The organism is Micromonospora sp. A202, assembly GCF_006715105.1.
GTDB lineage: Bacteria > Actinomycetota > Actinomycetes > Mycobacteriales > Micromonosporaceae > Micromonospora > Micromonospora zamorensis.
In genome coordinates this window covers 6,045,075-6,061,222 of sequence record NZ_VFMP01000001.1, presented here as the reverse complement: position 1 = coordinate 6,061,222, position 16,148 = coordinate 6,045,075, and the positions used below count along the sequence as shown (strand labels likewise).

At 70.3% G+C, this 16,148-nt stretch carries 16 protein-coding genes; 8 read left to right on the top strand and 8 right to left on the bottom strand.

Annotated features, from left to right (window positions below; translation table 11 throughout):
* The first annotated feature begins 176 nt into the window (after nucleotides 1-176).
* The gene (locus FBZ33_RS28060) at nucleotides 177-1,673 is read left to right on the top strand and encodes an amino acid permease (protein WP_141911285.1); all 1,497 of its coding nucleotides are present in this window, start codon (nucleotides 177-179) and stop codon (nucleotides 1,671-1,673) included.
* 50 nt (nucleotides 1,674-1,723) lie between these two features.
* Here FBZ33_RS28060 and FBZ33_RS28055 read toward each other — a convergent pair whose 3' ends face one another.
* Genes FBZ33_RS28055 through FBZ33_RS28035 form a run of 5 tightly spaced genes read right to left on the bottom strand, consistent with a single transcriptional unit; the run spans nucleotide 1,724 to nucleotide 7,491 of the window.
* Nucleotides 1,724-2,749 carry a glycoside hydrolase family 43 protein gene (locus tag FBZ33_RS28055; protein ID WP_141911283.1) on the bottom strand — a complete coding sequence of 342 codons (1,026 nt, stop codon included), beginning with the start codon at nucleotides 2,747-2,749 and terminating at the stop codon, nucleotides 1,724-1,726.
* Complete coding sequence (locus FBZ33_RS28050; RefSeq protein ID WP_172862114.1) at nucleotides 2,746-3,603, bottom strand: carbohydrate ABC transporter permease; 858 nt, start codon at nucleotides 3,601-3,603, stop codon at nucleotides 2,746-2,748. The genes FBZ33_RS28055 and FBZ33_RS28050 overlap by 4 nt, the downstream gene beginning before the upstream one ends.
* 10 nt (nucleotides 3,604-3,613) lie before the next feature.
* Nucleotides 3,614-4,579 (bottom strand): carbohydrate ABC transporter permease, encoded by a 966-nt coding sequence (locus FBZ33_RS28045; protein WP_141911281.1) that lies wholly within the window; start codon nucleotides 4,577-4,579, stop codon nucleotides 3,614-3,616.
* A gap of 6 nt (nucleotides 4,580-4,585) precedes the next feature.
* Complete coding sequence (locus FBZ33_RS28040; protein ID WP_088950319.1) at nucleotides 4,586-5,917, bottom strand: ABC transporter substrate-binding protein; 1,332 nt, start codon at nucleotides 5,915-5,917, stop codon at nucleotides 4,586-4,588.
* Nucleotides 5,918-5,976: 59 nt separating this feature from the next.
* Nucleotides 5,977-7,491: an alpha-N-arabinofuranosidase gene (locus FBZ33_RS28035; protein WP_141911280.1), complete on the bottom strand. Its 1,515-nt coding sequence runs from the start codon at nucleotides 7,489-7,491 to the stop codon at nucleotides 5,977-5,979.
* A 146-nt stretch (nucleotides 7,492-7,637) separates the two neighbouring features.
* Between FBZ33_RS28035 and FBZ33_RS28030 the strand changes: the two genes are divergently transcribed.
* Nucleotides 7,638-8,645 carry a LacI family DNA-binding transcriptional regulator gene (locus FBZ33_RS28030; protein WP_141911278.1) on the top strand — a complete coding sequence of 336 codons (1,008 nt, stop codon included), beginning with the start codon at nucleotides 7,638-7,640 and terminating at the stop codon, nucleotides 8,643-8,645.
* Nucleotides 8,646-8,662: 17 nt separating this feature from the next.
* Here the strand turns inward: FBZ33_RS28030 and FBZ33_RS28025 are convergent, their stop codons facing one another.
* The 3 genes from FBZ33_RS28025 to FBZ33_RS28015 all read right to left on the bottom strand — a co-directional run bounded on the left by FBZ33_RS28025 (nucleotide 8,663) and on the right by FBZ33_RS28015 (nucleotide 11,593).
* A complete protein-coding gene (locus FBZ33_RS28025) occupies nucleotides 8,663-9,388 on the bottom strand; it encodes a methyltransferase domain-containing protein (RefSeq protein ID WP_088950316.1) in 726 nt (241 codons plus the stop codon).
* A 220-nt stretch (nucleotides 9,389-9,608) separates the two neighbouring features.
* Nucleotides 9,609-9,917, bottom strand: a complete 309-nt coding sequence (locus FBZ33_RS28020; protein WP_088950315.1) for a hypothetical protein — start codon at nucleotides 9,915-9,917, stop codon at nucleotides 9,609-9,611.
* A 38-nt stretch (nucleotides 9,918-9,955) separates the two neighbouring features.
* A complete protein-coding gene (locus FBZ33_RS28015) occupies nucleotides 9,956-11,593 on the bottom strand; it encodes an ABC-F family ATP-binding cassette domain-containing protein (RefSeq protein ID WP_141911276.1) in 1,638 nt (545 codons plus the stop codon).
* Between the two features lie 62 nt (nucleotides 11,594-11,655).
* On the opposite strand from FBZ33_RS28015, the gene FBZ33_RS28010 reads away from it, so the two are divergent.
* From FBZ33_RS28010 to FBZ33_RS27985, 6 genes are all read left to right on the top strand, one after another.
* Nucleotides 11,656-12,426: an ROK family protein gene (locus tag FBZ33_RS28010; RefSeq protein ID WP_141911274.1), complete on the top strand. Its 771-nt coding sequence runs from the start codon at nucleotides 11,656-11,658 to the stop codon at nucleotides 12,424-12,426.
* Nucleotides 12,427-12,538: 112 nt separating this feature from the next.
* Complete coding sequence (locus FBZ33_RS28005) at nucleotides 12,539-12,907, top strand: M48 family metallopeptidase (protein ID WP_099848795.1); 369 nt, start codon at nucleotides 12,539-12,541, stop codon at nucleotides 12,905-12,907.
* A 120-nt stretch (nucleotides 12,908-13,027) separates the two neighbouring features.
* Nucleotides 13,028-13,282, top strand: a complete 255-nt coding sequence (locus FBZ33_RS28000; protein WP_007465523.1) for a Smr/MutS family protein — start codon at nucleotides 13,028-13,030, stop codon at nucleotides 13,280-13,282.
* Nucleotides 13,283-13,410: 128 nt separating this feature from the next.
* Nucleotides 13,411-13,905, top strand: a complete 495-nt coding sequence (locus tag FBZ33_RS27995) for a GNAT family N-acetyltransferase (protein WP_185755427.1) — start codon at nucleotides 13,411-13,413, stop codon at nucleotides 13,903-13,905.
* A gap of 143 nt (nucleotides 13,906-14,048) precedes the next feature.
* Nucleotides 14,049-15,065, top strand: coding sequence for a hypothetical protein (locus tag FBZ33_RS27990; RefSeq protein ID WP_141912990.1), 1,017 nt, complete (start codon nucleotides 14,049-14,051; stop codon nucleotides 15,063-15,065).
* 104 nt (nucleotides 15,066-15,169) lie between these two features.
* Complete coding sequence (locus FBZ33_RS27985; protein WP_141911271.1) at nucleotides 15,170-16,111, top strand: threonine/serine dehydratase; 942 nt, start codon at nucleotides 15,170-15,172, stop codon at nucleotides 16,109-16,111.
* Nucleotides 16,112-16,148 lie beyond the last annotated feature (37 nt).

Sequence of the window (16,148 nt, the reverse complement as noted above, 5' to 3'; positions counted from 1 at the left end):
TGATGAGCGCGGCACCCTCGGCAAGATTCGCCGACGGCTATCTACCGCTGGTAGGAAATTTTCACAGTCGGGCCGTTACCGCAAGGGCTCGTGGTTGACCATTCCCGTCGCTGGGTAGCAACGCCGGTCACCGGCCGCCACGGGGGTGGTCGCACGGTGGTGGGAGGGGTGAGCGCATGTCCGTGCTGCGCACAAAACCGATCAAGGACGTGATAGCTCAAGGTGAGGCGGACGGCAGCGACGGCCAGCTGGGACTGAAGAGGCGGCTCGGTGCGACCGACCTCACCGGCTTCGGCATCGGCATCGTGATCGGCACCGGCATCTTCACCCTCACCGGAATCGAGGCCCGCGACAGCGCCGGCCCGGGCGTGGTGATCTCCTTCGCCATCGCCGGCATGGTCGCCCTGCTGGCCGCGCTCTGCTACGCCGAGCTGGCCTCCAGCGTGCCGACCGCCGGCAGCGCCTACACCTACGCGTACGCCACGATGGGCGAGATCGTGGCCTGGATCATCGGCTGGGACCTGCTGCTGGAGTTCGCGCTCGGCGCCGCCGTGGTGGCCCGAGGCTGGTCCGGCTACCTGGCCGAACTGCTCGACCTGCCGACCCGCTGGTTCGGCGAGGAGGGCAGCACTGTCAACATCGGCGCCATCGCCATCGTGCTGATCCTCGGCATCGTCGCGATCGTCGGCATCCGGGAGTCCGCCCGGATCACCAACCTGCTGGTGCTGGTCAAGGTGGCCATCTGCGTCTTCGTGGTGGTCGCCGGCCTCTTCTTCGTCAAGGCCGCCAACCTCACCCCGTTCATCCCACCGGCCGAGCCCGCCGGCAGCGGCGACGACGGCATCAAGCAGCCGGTCACGCAGGCGCTCTTCGGGCTGGAGCCGTCGGTCTTCGGCTTCGTCGGGGTGCTCAGCGCCGCCGCGGTGGTCTTCTTCGCGTACACCGGCTTCGAAGCCGTGGCCAACCTGGGTGAGGAGACCCGGAAGCCCAAGCGGGACCTCACCCTGGGTCTGCTCGGCACGCTGTTGATCTCCACAGTGCTCTACATCGGTGTCTCGCTCGTGGTGGTTGGGATGGTGCCGTACACCGAGATCGACCGGGGCGCCCCGATCGCGTCGGCGTTCGAGTCGGTCGGCGCGGGCTGGGCGGCGGTGCTGGTCTCCATCGCCGCGGTCGCCGGCCTGACCAGCGTCATCCTGGTCGACCTGGTGGCGATGGGCCGGATCGGGTTCGCCATCGCCCGGGACGGGCTGATCCCGCCCTCGATCGCGAAGGTGCACCCGCGCTGGGGCACCCCGTACCGGATCTCCGCGATCATGACGGTGGCGGTCGCGTTGCTGGCCGGTTTCCTGCCGCTGTCCGCGTTGGCCGACCTGGTCAGCATCGGCGCGCTCTGCGCGTTCGTGCTCGTGTCGGTCGCGGTGCCGATCCTGCGTCGCAAGCGCCCCGACCTGGAGCGGCCGTTCCGGGTGCCGTTCTCCCCGGTGCTGCCGATCGTCTCCGCGCTGGCCTGCTTCTATCTGATGCTCAACCTGTCGGTGGAGACCTGGCTGCGGTTCCTGGCCTGGATGCTGCTCGGCGCGATCATCTACTTCGGCTACGGCCACCGCCGCAACCGGCTGGCCCAGCACGAGCCGGCGGTTGCCCCGGCCCCGCGCGAGCCGACCGCCTGACCGACACGTGCGGAAGGGCCCCAGCTTCGGGACCCTTCCGCACGGCCAGCTCAGGGGCGGGGTTGCGGCGTGGCCGTCGGGCCCTTGACGACCGGCTTGCCGTCGGCCCAGGTCACCTCGTCGAGCCACACCTGCCGACCCGGGTCGGTGCTGCCCTCCTGGCCCGGCGGCCAGGCGTGGTACAGCAGCCAGGTCCGCCCGTCCTTGACCACCATCGACGCGTGGCCGGGGCCCGAGGCCACCTCGTTGCTCTTCAGGATCGGGTTCTCGCCTGCCTTCACGCACGGGCCGGCCGGGCCCTCGCAGACCGCGTAGCCCTCGGCGTACTCCGCCCGGTCGTACGCGTTGGCGGCGAAGAAGAGCAGCAGCCGACCGTCCTGACGGTGGAAGAACGGCCCCTCGATCAGAGTGCCCTCCCACGGCTCGGTCTGCTTCAGCAGCTTCGTCGGCTCACCGACGAGGGTCAGGCCGTCGTCGGCGAGGCGCTGCGACCACAGCCAGGTGTCCACCCCGATCGCGTTGCCGTCGTTCTTCCACAGCAGCCACAGGCTGCCGTCGGTGTCCCGGTACGGGCTGGCGTCGATCGCCCCGCCCAGGTCGGCCTGGCAGATCAGCGGGCCGGCCGCGTCGTCGGAGTACGGCCCCTGCGGCGCGCTGGCCACCGCCCGTCCGACGCACTGCCGGCCGGACTCCCGGCCGGCGACCGTGTAGTAGAGCAGGAACCGGTCCGGTGCGAGCTGGATCGCCTCAGGTGCCCAGGTCTTCCCGGCGTCCGCCCAGTCCGGCAGCGTCGGCAGGGCATCCCCGGCCTCGGTCCAGTCGACCAGGTCGGTCGAGGTGAGCACCGGGACGTTGCGGCCGCCGGAGTTGGTGTGGAACAGGTACCAGGTGTCGCCCACCTGGATCGCCTGCGGGTCCGGGGCGTCGGTCTTCACGACCGGGTTGGTGAACACGCTGGAATCGCTCCCGCTGCTCGTGGGGGTGGGTTCGGTGCCGTCGGAGCAGCCCGCGACGAGCAACGCGGCGGCGAGAACGATCGCCGCCGCGCCACGTCGCCGGGCGGTCGTACGCGTCATCCCTTCAGACCGCTGCGGGAGACACCCTGGATGATGTGCCGCTGGGCCAGCACGAAGAGGATCAGCACCGGCAGGCTGGCCAGCACCGCGCCCGCCATGATCACCGGGTAGTCGGTGACGTACGAGCCCTGGAGCAGGCCCAGGCCCGGCGGAAGGGTGAGATTCTCCGGGCTGAACAGCACGAAGATCGGCCAGAGGAAGTCGTTCCAGTTGGTGAGGAACGACAGCACGGCCAGGGTGGCCAGCGCCGGCCTGGACAGCGGCAGCACCACCTTGTAGAAGATCTGCCACTGGTTGGCGCCGTCCAGCGTGGCGGCCTCCTCCAGTTCGTTCGGCAGGGAGAGGAAGAACTGCCGCAGGAAGAACACCCCGAACGCGCTGGCCGCGCCGGGCACAACGACCACGGCGAGGGTGTCGATCCAGTTGAGCTGGTCGACGATCAGGAAGTTCGGGATGATCAGCGAGGTCGGCGGGATGAACAGCGTCCCGACGATCAGTGCGAAGGTCACCCCACGACCCCGGAACTTCAGCCGGGCCAGGGAGTACGCGGCCATCGAGGCGGTCACCAGCACCAACGCCGAGTGCAGCGTGGCGGCCACCATGCTGTTGAGGAACCAGCGCAGCACCGGGTTCGCCGAGTTGTTGAGGATCTGCTCGTAGCCGTACCCGGCGAGCGGGTTCGGCAGCCAGCTCGGTGGGATCTGCTGGGCGGCCGTGTAGGTCTTCAGCGAGGTGATGACCATCCACACCAGCGGGACCAGGAAGATCAGGGCCAGGGCGACCAGGGTGGCGTAGAGCCCGACCCGACGCAGCCCCGGTGCGGAGCCGTCGGTGGTCGGCGTGGGCGTCGTCATGGCGGTCCCCTCAGTCTTCCTTGTAGCGGAAGAGGCGGAAGTTGGCGATGCTCACGACCGCCAGCAGCAGGGCGAACACGATGCTCATTGCGGCGGCACGACCGGCGTTGTTGTTGCGCAGGCCCTCCTCGACGATGAACCACACCACAGTGCGGGTCTCCGTGCCGGGCGTCCCCTGGGTGATCAGGAACGACTGGCCGAACATGTTTGCCGAGGCGAGCACTGTCGTCGTGATCACGAAGAGCAGCACCGGCCGCAGCCCGGGCAGCGTGACGTTGCGGAACCGCTGCCACGCGTTCGCGCCGTCCATCCGGGCCGCCTCGTACAGCTCCGGCGAGATGTCCTGGAGGCCGGCCAGGTAGATCACCGCGTTGAAGCCGGAGGTCCACCACACGGTCACCCCTACCAGCGAGATCCACGCCCACGGCATGTTCGTCACCCAGGGGGTGTCCGACGGCAGCCCGACCACGCCGAGGAGCCGGTTGACCAGGCCCAGGTTGGCGTCGAGCAGAAACCGCCAGAGCAGGCCGATCACCGCGACACCCAGCACGTACGGAGCGAAGTAGATCGCCCGGAAGAACGTCCGGCCCGGGAAGGACCGGTTGAGCAGCAGCGCCAACCCCAGCGGTACGACCACCAGCAGCGGCACCGACAGCACAGTGAAGATCGCGGTGGCCCGGATGCTCTGCCACCAGTCGCCGTAGACGGCGGAGTCGCTGGAGAAGAGCTGCTTGTAGTTGTCCAACCCGACGAACGGCCGGTTGGGCAGCTGGAAGTCCCACTGGTGCACGCTCAGCCAGAGACCGAGGATGATCGGCAGCAGGCCGAACACCCCGAACAGGACCAGGTAGGGGGCGAGGAACAGATATGGCGTCGCCCGTCCGGTCCGACCCGCCGAGGCGGCCCGACGGGCTGCCTTGGCCGCCGGGGGCGGCGCGTCACCGCGCGCCGCCCCGACCTCGATCACGTCCGCCACGGGTTATCAGCTCCCGTACTTCTTGCGGTTGTCCTCGAGCTGCTTGTTGGCCTTCGCCACACCGTCGTCCAGCGCCTGCTTGGGCGACTTCTTGCCCAGCGCCGCCTCGTTGAAGGAGTTGTAGAAGGTGGTCATGACCTCGCCGAGACCCGGGGCCGCCGGCGGGAACGCCGCGTACTCCAGCTCGGGGGCGAGCGACGAGATCTCCGGCAGCGCCTTGAACTCGGCGCCCTCGCGGACGGCCTTACGGGCCGGGATCTGGCCGCCCTTCGCCCAGTCCAGCGAGTGCTCGCTGAGCCAGTTGATGAAGACCTTGGCACCGGAGACCTTGTTGGCGTCGTTGGCCCGCTGCTTCACGATGGTGAAGTTGTGCGAGTTGGCCCAGGCCGCCGGCTTGCTGCCGATCTGGGGGAGCGGGGCGACGCCCCACTGCACCTCGGGGCTCTTCTTCAGATCGTTGATCTGCCAGATGCCGTTCCAGGTGAAGGCGTTCTTGCCGCTCTTGAACGACAGGTAGTCGGCGTCCTGACCGACGTTGGCCGGCGAGAAGCCCTGCTTGATCATGTCGACCAGCCAGGTGCACGCCTCGACCGCCGGGTCCGAGTTGAAGGTGGCCTTGGCGACCTCGGCGTCGAACAGGGTGGCGCCCCACTGGTTGAGCAGCGAGTAGAAGGTCATGCCGCCGGTGAACTGGAACGGGCTGACCCAGAAGCCCTGGATGCCGGCCTTCTTCAGCTCGGTCAGCGCGGCGACGTAGTCGTCCTTCGTCGTCGGCGGCTTGTTCGGGTCCAGGCCGGCCTTCTGCATGACGGACTTGTTGTAGTAGAAGCCCAGCGGATGCATGTCCAGCGGGATGCCGTACCGCTTGTTGTTGTAGAGCCCGCCCTTCCACACGGTGGGGGCGAAGTCGCCCTCGGCGAGCTCCAGGTTCTTGGCGACGTCGTCCAGCTCGGTGATCACGCCGCGGGCGGCGAAGGTGGCGAGCTGGTCCATGTGCATGACCGCGATGTCCGGGCCGTTGCCGCTGGAGGCCGCGCCGGGGAGCTTGTTGTAGTAGTCCTCCCACTGGTACGTGGCCACCGACACGGCGATGTTCTTGTGCTCGGTGTTGAACTGGTTGACCAGCGTCTTGAAGATCTCGCCGTCACCGCCGGTGAAGCCGTTCCACAGCTTCAGGTCCACCTTGGGGCCGGTGTACTCCTTGCCCCCGTTGCCCGCGGCCGGGCCGGAGGCGCTGTCGTCGCCGCCACCGCAGCCCGCGAGGGTCAGCGAGGCCGCGGCGCCGAGTCCGAGACCGAGGCCGAGCAGGCGACGCCGGCTCATGTCGTTCTGGATCATGCTTTATCTCTCCTTGTGGGGGACGGATGAATTGTGCCTGCTCAGAACCGGTGTGACACCTACGCGTTGGCCGGGCCGAAGCGGAGCACGCTCCAGGACACGGCGGGCAGGCGCACTGTGCACCGGCCGCCGTCGGGGGTGGGGGTGGGCAGGTCCCGAGGAGTCACCCGGTCGGGCTCGGCCTCGGTGTTCGTCGCCGACGGGTCAGACCCGGCAGCGATGCTCTGGAAGGACAGGCCGGACATACCCGGCAGCCCGCGCAGATCGATCTCCAGCGGGAGATCGGTGGAGCCCCGGTTGACCGCGAAGATGGTCAACTCGCCGGTCTCCTCGTCGTGCACGGCGACGGTGTCGAGCACCGGCACGTCCCCGTACTTCTTCGTGTCGTAGCGCGGCGACACCGGGTCGGTGCGCAGCACGGTGCCCCGGGCGTACCGGGCGGTCAGTGCGAACGGGTGGAAGATGCTCTGCCGCCAGGCCGGGCCGCCGTTGCGGGTGCGGATCGGCGCGATCACGTTGGCGAGCTGGGCCTGCGCGGCCACCCCGACCCGGTCCGCGTGGCGGAGCAGGGTGATCAGCAGGTCGCCGACGACCACCGCGTCGACCGCTGTGAAGTCGTCCTCGATCAGCGCCGGAGCCTCGACCCAGCCGCGCCGGTCCAGGTCGGCCTGGAGGCGGGACTCGTACCAGACGTTCCACTCGTCGAAGGAGATCTTCAGCTTGCGCTTGTGCCGCTGCTTGGCGGCCACGTGGTCGGCGGTCGCGACGACCTCGGTGATGAAGTTGTCCATGTCGACGGCCGAGGCCAGGATGCTGGCCTGGTCGCCGTCGGACGGGTCGTAGTAGGTGTGCGCCGAGATGTAGTCGACGTGCTCGTAGGTGTGCTCCAGCACCGTCGCCTCCCAGGAGGCGAAGGTGGGCATCCGCCGGTTGGAGCTGCCGCAGGCGATCAGGCTGATCGACGGGTCGATCATCTTCATCGCGCGGGCGGCCTCGGCGGCGACGCGCCCGTACTCGTCGGCGGTCTTGTGGCCGACCTGCCACGGGCCGTCCATCTCGTTGCCCAGGCACCACAGCCGCACCCCGTACGGGTCCTCGGCGCCGTGCTTGCGCCGCAGGTCGGAGAGCTCCGTGCCGCCCGGGTGGTTGGCGTACTCCAGCAGGTCCAGTGCCTCCTGGACCCCGCGGGTGCCGAGGTTGACCGCCATCATCGGTTCGACGCCGGCCTCGGCGGCCCAGGTCATGAACTCGTCCAGCCCGAAGGCGTTGGTCTCGATCGTCTTCCAGGCCAGGTCGAGTCGGCGGGGCCGGTTGCCGACGGGGCCGACCCCGTCCTCCCAGCGGTAGCCGGAGACGAAGTTGCCGCCCGGGTAGCGGACCACCGAGACGCCCAGCTCACGGGTCAGGTCCAGCACGTCGCGGCGCAGGCCCCGGGAGTCGGCGCTGGGGTGGCCGGGCTCGTAGATGCCGCCGTAGACGCACCGCCCCATGTGCTCGACGAATGAGCCGAAGAGGCGTCGGTCGGCCGGGCCGATGGAGAAGGCGGGGTCGATCGTCAGCTGCGCGGTCCGCAAGGGGGTGCCACCTTTCCTCGTGCCGATGCCGGGTGAGCGCGGTCACCGTTCACCCGGTGTCCATCGTTTCTACAACGTTGTAGGCAACGTTGTAAAGAGCTGATGACGAGGTATGGTGCGCTGGGTTACATCGGGGAGGTTGCGGAGTGCGACACAGGCTCAAGGACGTGGCTGAACGGGCCGGGGTGTCGGTGAAGACCGTCTCCAACGTCGTCAACGGCTACGTGCACGTTCGCCCGGACACCCGTGCCCGCGTCGAGGAGGCGATCGCCGAACTCAACTACCGGCCCAACCTCTCGGCCCGCCACCTGCGCAAGGGCCGCACCGGCGTGATCGCGCTGGCCGTTCCGGAACTCGACATCCCGTACTTCGCCGAGCTGGCCCGCTACGTGGTCAACGCCGCCGCCGCCTACGGCTGGACGGTGCTGATCGACCAGACCGGCGGTCGGCGCGAGCAGGAACGGGTGGTCGCCTCCGGCATCACCGACCACCTGATCGACGGGCTCATCTTCAGCCCGTTGGCGCTGACCGCTGAGGACCTGGCCGGCCTGGACGGCACACCCATGGTGCTGCTCGGCGAGCGGGTCGAACACGGCCCCGCCGACCGAGTGGTGATCGACAACGTGACCGCGGCCCGGGAGATCACCGCTCACCTGATTCAGCTCGGCCACCGCCGGATCGCCGCCATCGGCTCCCAGCGCACCGACGAGGGCGCCAGCGCCCGGCTGCGCCTGGCCGGCTACGCCGACGCGCTGCGCGCCGCCGGGCTCGACTACGACGAAACCCTGGTGGCGCCCGCGTCGGCCTGGCACCGCGCCGACGGCGCGGCCGCCATGCAGGGCCTGCTCACCTCCGGCGTACGCCCCGACGCCGTCTTCTGCTTCAACGACACGCTCGCCCTGGGTGCCCTACGCGCCCTGCACGAGGCGGGTCTGCGGGTGCCCGAGGACGTGGCGGTGGTCGGCTTCGACGACATCGAGGACGGCCGGTTCTCCATCCCCACCCTGAGCACCGTCGCCCCGGACAAGGAGAAGATCGCCCAACTGGCGGTCGAACTCCTGGCCAACCGCCTGGACGGCGACCGCACGGCGCCGGCGAAGGAGGTCTCCGCCCCCTACCGCCTGGAAATCCGCGAATCCACCCGGACCCAGTAAGCCGGTCGCCGGGCCGGTCAGTCGAAGAAGCGGGCCAGGTGGGACTTCGGGGCGGTGTCGGCGTCCGGTGGGAGCGGAGTCAGGTCGGCGAAGATCGAGGCGCCGTCGCAGCCGGCGTGCAGGGGATACCACCGTGGGGTGCCCGGTGGGCGGCCCTGGCAGATCCCCTTGAACGTCTGCACGTCCATCAGCCGGACGTGGGTCGGGTCGGCCACCGCGTTCACGTGCCCCCACCAGGGACTCATCACGTGCAGCACGCCACCCGGGCGGAGCACCCGGTGACACTCGTCCACCAGCGGCAGGAAGTCGATCAGGTGCTCCAGGATGTGCACCGCGAACAGGACGTCCACCGAGTTGTCCGCGAGTGGCAGCGAGCCGGACAGGTCCGCGACCGCGTTCACCCCCGGCGCCGGATAGATGTCCAGCCCCAGGTTGCTCGACCACTGCTTGGTCGGCCCGCAACCGAGGTCCACGACCACCGGCGCCCGCCCACCGATGCCGACCCGGCACCAGATGCCGTAGACGCCGGCCAGCCGGCCCACCAGGTCCCGTACCAGCCGTAACTGGCTCGGTTCGGCGACGTCCCCGCTGAGATGGGCCACCCCCCGGTCGAACCGCACCTCCACGGCGAGGCCCCGCAGCCGGTCGTCGTGTCGAGCCTGGTCCGCCCATGCCTGGGCGAGGGAATCGTCGATCGCCCGCAGCCGGTCGGCCGAGGGCGGAGTCAGTGCCAAAGCGACCATTCGGGCCACCTCCCGCCGCGCGATACCCGCAATCGCGCCCGGTATGCCCTGCTCGTCCGCGTTGTCGCCTGCTCCGGCGCGGCGGGCCATGGGCGTGTCGCGGGATGCGGGGCAGGACGGCAATCGTCGTGATGCCACACAGGCATCAAGATGACTGTGTGGCATCACGCTCGAAGGAGCCACCGCTGGCACGGGAGCCCAGCCGGCCAGCTGGCTCGGGTCAGCCCGAGAGGGTACGGCGACCGCCGCGCATCCGTTGGCGGGGCGGCGGCTCGGCGGGCTTCGGCCGCTTGAGGTGATAGCGGTGCAGCTCGTTGTTGCCGGGCAGGGACGGGTCCTCGCTCATCGCGACCAACTCCCAGCCCTGGTCACCGGCCCGGTTCAGGTGGGCCAGGGCGGTGTCGCCGTACGGCGTCACGTCGACCATCGAGCCGTCCGGGCCGTACCAGACGAAGACGACCTCCCAGCCGAGGTCGTTGGTCGCGGCCTGGCGGCGGCGGACCAGCAGGGCGTACTCCCACTTGAGCATGGCGTCATTCTCACCCCGCGCTGGCCCGCCGGCACGGATCAATCCTCGGCGATCCGCCCGCCGTCGACGCGGAGCCGCCGGTTCGTCTCGATCGCGGCCAGCATCCGCCGGTCGTGGGTGACCAGCAGCAGCGTTCCGGGGTAGCTGGCCAGCGCCGACTCAAGCTGCTCGATGGCGGGCAGATCCAGGTGGTTGGTGGGCTCGTCGAGCACCAGCAGGTTGACCCCGCGACCCTGGAGCAGGGCCAGCGCCGCCCGGGTCCGCTCGCCGGGGGAGAGGGTGGCCGCCGGTCGCGGCACGTGCGCCGAACGCAGCCCGAACTTGGCCAGCAGGGTCCGCGCGTCCGCCGGCGACATGTGGGGTACGGCCGCGTGGAACGCGTCGATCAGCGGCGCGTCGCCGAGGAACAGCCCTCGGGCCTGGTCCACCTCGCCGATCACCACCCCGGGCCCGAGTGTGGCGGTGCCCGCGTCCAGCGGCAGCCGCCCCAGCAGCGCGGCCAGCAGGGTGGACTTGCCCGAGCCGTTCGCCCCGGTCACCGCCACCCGGTCCGCCCAGTCGATCTGGAGGTCGACCGGGCCGAAGGTGAATCCGCCTCGGCGTACCACAGCACCTCGCAGCGTGGCCACGACGGCGCCGGCGCGGGGGGCGGCGGCGATCTCCATCCGCAGCTCCCATTCCTTGCGCGGCTCCTCGACCACGTCGAGCCGTTCGATCAGCCGCTCGGTCTGCTTGGCCTTGGCGGCCTGCTTCTCGCTCGACTCACTGCGGAACTTGCGGCCGATCTTGTCGTTGTCGGTGGCCTTGCGGCGGGCGTTCTTCACGCCCTTCTCCATCCACCCACGCTGGGTGCGGGCACGCGCCTCCAGGCCGGACTTGGTGTCGGCGTACTCCTCGAAGTCCGCGCGGGCGTGTCGGCGCGCCACCTCGCGCTCCTCCAGGTAGGCCGCGTAGCCACCGCCGTAGTGGTGCACCTGCTGCTGGGGCAGGTCCAACTCCAGGATCCGGGTCACCGTGCGGGTGAGGAATTCGCGGTCGTGGCTGACCAGCACCGTGCCGGCGCGCAGCCCCGTGACGAACTCCTCCAGGCGCTCCAACCCGGCCAGGTCCAGGTCGTTGGTCGGCTCGTCGAGCAGGAACACGTCGTAGCGGCTGAGCAGCAGCGACGCCAGCCCGGCCCGGGCCGCCTGACCGCCGGACAACCCGGTCGTCGGGTGGTCCAGGTCGACCGCGAGGCCCAGGTCGGCGCTCACCTGCTCGGCGCGCTCGTCCAGGTCCGCGCCGCCGAGGGCGAGCCAGCGCTCCAACGCGTCGGCGTACGCGTCGTCAGCACCCGCCGCCCCGGCGGTCAACGCCTCGGTCGCCGCGTCCAACGCCGCCTGCGCGGCGGTCACCCCGGTCCGTCGGGCGAGGAAGTCCCGTACCGTCTCGCCCGGCCGCCGTTCCGGCTCCTGCGGCAGGTGCCCGACGCTCGCGGAGGGCGGGCTGAGTCGCACGGTGCCGGCCTCGACCGGCAGCAATCCGGCGAGGGTACGCAGCAGCGTCGACTTGCCGGCCCCGTTCGGCCCGACCAGGCCGATCACGTCACCGGGGGCGACCACCAGGTCCAATCCGGCGAAAAGCGGGCGGTCGCCGTGCCCGGCTGCCAGGTCCTTGACGATCATCGTGGCGCTCATCAGGACGGCAGCCTATCCGGCCCCGCGCATACGAGCGGCCGGCAGCGGGCAGACTCAACGACGTGGTGACCACACTCGCGATCGACTGCGGCGGCGGAGGCATCAAGGCCTCCGTGCTCGACGAGGCGGGAACGATGCGGGCCCGGCCGTTGCGGGTGCCCACGCCGTACCCGTTGCCGCCTGAGCTCTTCGTCCGGACCCTGCTCGATCTGGGCGGGCGCCTGCCGACGGCGGACCGCCTGACCGTCGGCGTACCCGGAATGATCCGGCACGGGGTGGTGGTCGCCACGCCGCACTACGTGACCCGCAGCGGCCCCCGCAGTCGCGTCGACCCGGATCTGCTCGCCGAGTGGTCCGGCTGGGACGCGCGGGGCGCGCTGGCCGACGCGTTCGGGGTGCCGGCGCTGGTGCTCAACGACGCCGAGGTGCACGGCGCCGGGGTGGTCGCCGGCACCGGCTGCGAGCTGGTGCTGACCCTGGGCACCGGGCTGGGCAGCGCGCTCTTCGACGGCGGGATCCTCGCACCGCACCTGGAGCTGTCACACGCGCCGGTGCGGTGGGGCACCACCTACGACACGTACGTGGGTGAGCCGGAACGCCGGCGGCTCGGCGACGCCTTCTGGTCTCGCCGGATCCGGCAGGTGGTCGACGGGCTCCGCCCGGTGTTCCGCTGGGACCGGCTCTACCTGGGAGGGGGCAACTCCCGGCTGATCCGACCCGAGCAGCTGGCCCGGATGGGCGACGACGTGGTGGTGGTGCCGAACACCGCCGGGATCGTCGGCGGTGTCCGCGCGTGGGAGCTGTCCGTCGGTCGCCGGGACGCCCGGACCTGACCTTGTCGGTGTCGCAACTGACCCGATCGCGACTGCCGGGAACAGTCGCCAAACGCCCGGTGTTGTGCCAGCGTCGGAACAGGTGACGGTGCGACCCGAGGGGGTGGGGCAGATGGATCTTCTGGCGGACTACCGGCGGGCGACCATGTTCTTCGAAACCGGTGACCCGAGCGGAGCGGCCCGACTGCTGGAGCCGATCATCGACGCCGAACCCGGCAACACGGCAGTACGGCAGTTGCTGGCCCGGGCGTACTTCCAGTCGGCGCAGCTCAACCGCGCCGAGGAGCACCTGCGGGAGCTGGTCGACCGGGACCCGAGCGACCACTACTCGCACCACGTGCTCGGTCGGACGCTGGAGCGGCTCAACCGGCACAACGATGCGCTGCGGCACCTGCGGATCGCCGCGGCGATGTACGCGACCAACGACGACTACCGGATCGCGCTGGAGCGGGTGGAGACCCGGGTGGGCGGCACACGCTGAGCGCGGACGGTGACATGGCAGGGGCGGTCCTCCGGGGCCGCCCCTCCGTCGTCCGGCGGGTGGAGTGCCGGACGTGCCTAGGATGGCGGGCATGGGACCTGACCGGCCGGGGACTGCGGCATGAAGCTCAAGCTGGACCTGCACGAGATCTTCAACAAGGGCCAGGACATCGACCGCGCGTTGCGCGGGATCATGGACGAGGCGGTGGCGAAGAAGGCCACCCTCGTCGAGATCATCCCCGGCAAGGGGTCCGGTCAGCTCAAGAAGCGCGTGCTGCGGTTCCTCGACCAGAAGGACGTCAAGCAGCTCTACCACCGCGTGGAGAAGGACTCGAAGAACTTCGGCCGCCTCTTCGTGCATTTCCGGTGGAAGTAGCAACGGCATTAGCGGCCTGTGCTTTAGATAGACCGCTCCGAAGTAAGATTCAATCGACGCGCCATCTCCAGTCCTGGTGATCACGGCTGGGACGCCTGAGTGGCCGCGCCGGTCCTAGGATCGGGATGATGCAGGAGTCACCGCTGACGGTTCGGCCGGCGCGCTTGGCGGACGTTGCTTCGCTGGTGGAGTTGCGCCTCTCCAACGCTCAAGCGCACCTTGCTCTCGACGCCGCCATTTACCGCGTTCCGCAACGTGACGCGGTAGTGCGCCACTTCACCGCGATGCTGACCGACGAGGCCGGACAAGATGGCGTCCTCGTTGCTGAGGCTCGTGACGGCCAGATCGTCGGGATGGTCGAGGTGCTGCGGCATTCCGACCCGCCCGAGCATCAGATCCTGCGTCCTGAGCCGTCGGCCCAGGTGCACACGGTTGTGCTGTCCGATGCCAGAGGACTTGGCGTCGGATCAGCGTTGCTGGCGGCGGCCGAGCGGTGGGCAAGCGGCCGGGGGATCACGTATTTGTCGGCCGGCATCCACCACCGCAACGTCGATGCCGTGCGCTTCTACAGCCGGCACGGCTACACCGACGCCGGTCTTTCCCTCGGTAAGAGAGTGGATTAGCGACTGCGGTCTCGGTCATCCGAGCGAGATGATGGCGGCGACGAGCAGTAACGAGGGCAGGGATCCGCGTGGCTACCAGGTTTCGGGGCACGTCAAGTGGACCGCCGCGCCGCCGCCCCGGATTTGGGTGGGTGGCCCGCAGGCTGCCGACCCGTGCGGTTGAGGCGGCGTCCCACCTGCAGGCGTTCGTGCTCTCCGGTGTGGTCACCGTGCTGGCCTTGCGGGCATACCTGGAGGCCACCAACTATCCGCAGCTCGGCGGCGGTGGGCTGCACATCGCGCACGTGCTCTGGGGCGGCCTGCTGCTCGCGGTCGGCCTGGGGATCCCGCTGGTCTTCCTCGGCGAATGGCCGCGTACCGCCGGGGCGGTGGTCGGCGGCGTCGGGTTCGGGCTGTTCATCGACGAGGTGGGCAAGTTCGTCACCACCGGCACCGACTACTTCTACGCCCCGGCCGCCGCCATCATCTACGTCGCGTTCGCCCTGCTCGTCCTGCTCACCCAGGCGGTACGCGGGCGTACCGGCCGGTCCCGGCTGACTTCGGCCGAGCGCACCGCCAACGCGCTGGACATGGTGCTCAGCGGTCTGCCCGCCGGGCTGACCGACCGGCGCCGGGCGGACGTACGGCGTCTCGTGCGGGGCGCCGGACCGGCCACCGAGGCGGCCATGGAGCAGTTGCTGGACACGGTGCCTCGGCGGGAACCGTCCCCGGTCCGGTTCTGGCAGCGCGCGGCGGACCGATTCCGGCATCTCGCCGTCTGGGCGACAAGGCAGCGCTGGCTGGTCTGGCTGGTGGTGGCCTACCTGGTGGTGGAGCCGGTGCTGATCATGGTGGCGGTGCTGCTGGACGGTGTGACCGGAGAGCTGGACCAGGAGCGCGAGTGGGGTGCGGTGGTCGGTGTCACCGCCACTGCGCTGGTCACGGCGGTGCTCAGCCTGCGGGCGGCGTGGCTGCTGCGCCCGAACCGGCCCGAGGCGTTCCGCTTCTTCAAGCTCGCGCTGCTGGTCAACCTGCTGTTCGGGCAGGTTTTCAACTTCACTGTCAACCAGTTCGGTGCGGTTGCCGTGGTCGCGCTCGACCTGGCCCTGCTGGGGGTGGTGACCGCCGAACACCGCCGGCTGCGACGCGCCGCCGACCCCGGTGACCATCCACCGCGCTGACGTGGGCGGACCCCGCCACTGACGCAGAGGGCATCGGCGAAGGATGGCCGGCGAAGCTCCATAGGATGGCTCACCGACGACGGTCGTAGTGAAGGGCGTTTCCCATGGTGAACAGAAACGACGTCGAGGCGGCGGCCGCGTTGGTGCAGGGGCGGGTGCGGGAAACCCCGGTCATCGCAGTCGACGGCGCCGACCTGGGCGTGCCCGGGAGGCTCAGCCTAAAGTTGGAGTTGCACCAGCACACCGGCTCGTTCAAGCCGCGAGGCGCGTTCAACCGGATGCTCCAGGGGCCGCTGCCGCCGACGGGGGTGATCGCCGCTTCGGGCGGAAACCATGGCCTCGCGGTCGCGTACGCGGCCCGGTCGCTGGGCGTGCCGGCGGAGGTCTTCGTGCCGGTGACCTCCTCGCCGGTGAAGGTGCAGCGGTTGGCCGGGCTGGGCGCCCAGGTGCGGCAGGTGGGCCAGCACTACGCCGAGGCGTTGGCGGCGAGCACCCAGCGGGCCGACGAGACCGGCGCGGTGGTCGTGCACGCGTACGACCAGCCGGAGGTGGTGGCCGGTCAGGGCACCGTCGGCCGGGAGCTGGAACGGCAGGTGGACGGGATCGACACCGTGCTGGTGGCGGTCGGCGGCGGCGGGTTGGTGTCCGGCATCGCCAGTTGGTTCGACGGGTCGGTACGTGTCGTCGCCGTCGAGCCCGAGCAGATCCCCACGCTGCACTCCGCGCTGAAGGCGGGTGGACCGGTCGACATCGAGGTGGGCGGCATCGCCACGGACTCGCTGGGCGCCCGCCGGATCGGCGACATCGCGTTCGACACCGCCAGCCGGACCGGCGTGGTGTCCGTGCTGGTCAGCGACGAGGACCTGGTGTGGGCGCGTCGGCTGCTCTGGTCGGAGCTGAGGGTCGCCGCCGAGTTCGGTGGCGCCACCGCGTTGGCCGCGCTGGTCGGCGGCGCGTACGTGCCGCAGGCGGGGGAGCGGGTGGCAGTGATCGTCTGCGGCGGCAACACCGACCCCAGCGACCTGGGCCCGGCCGCGCCGCACTGACGCCGAAGAGCGGCGGCCCGGCGGAGGAGGAACTCCG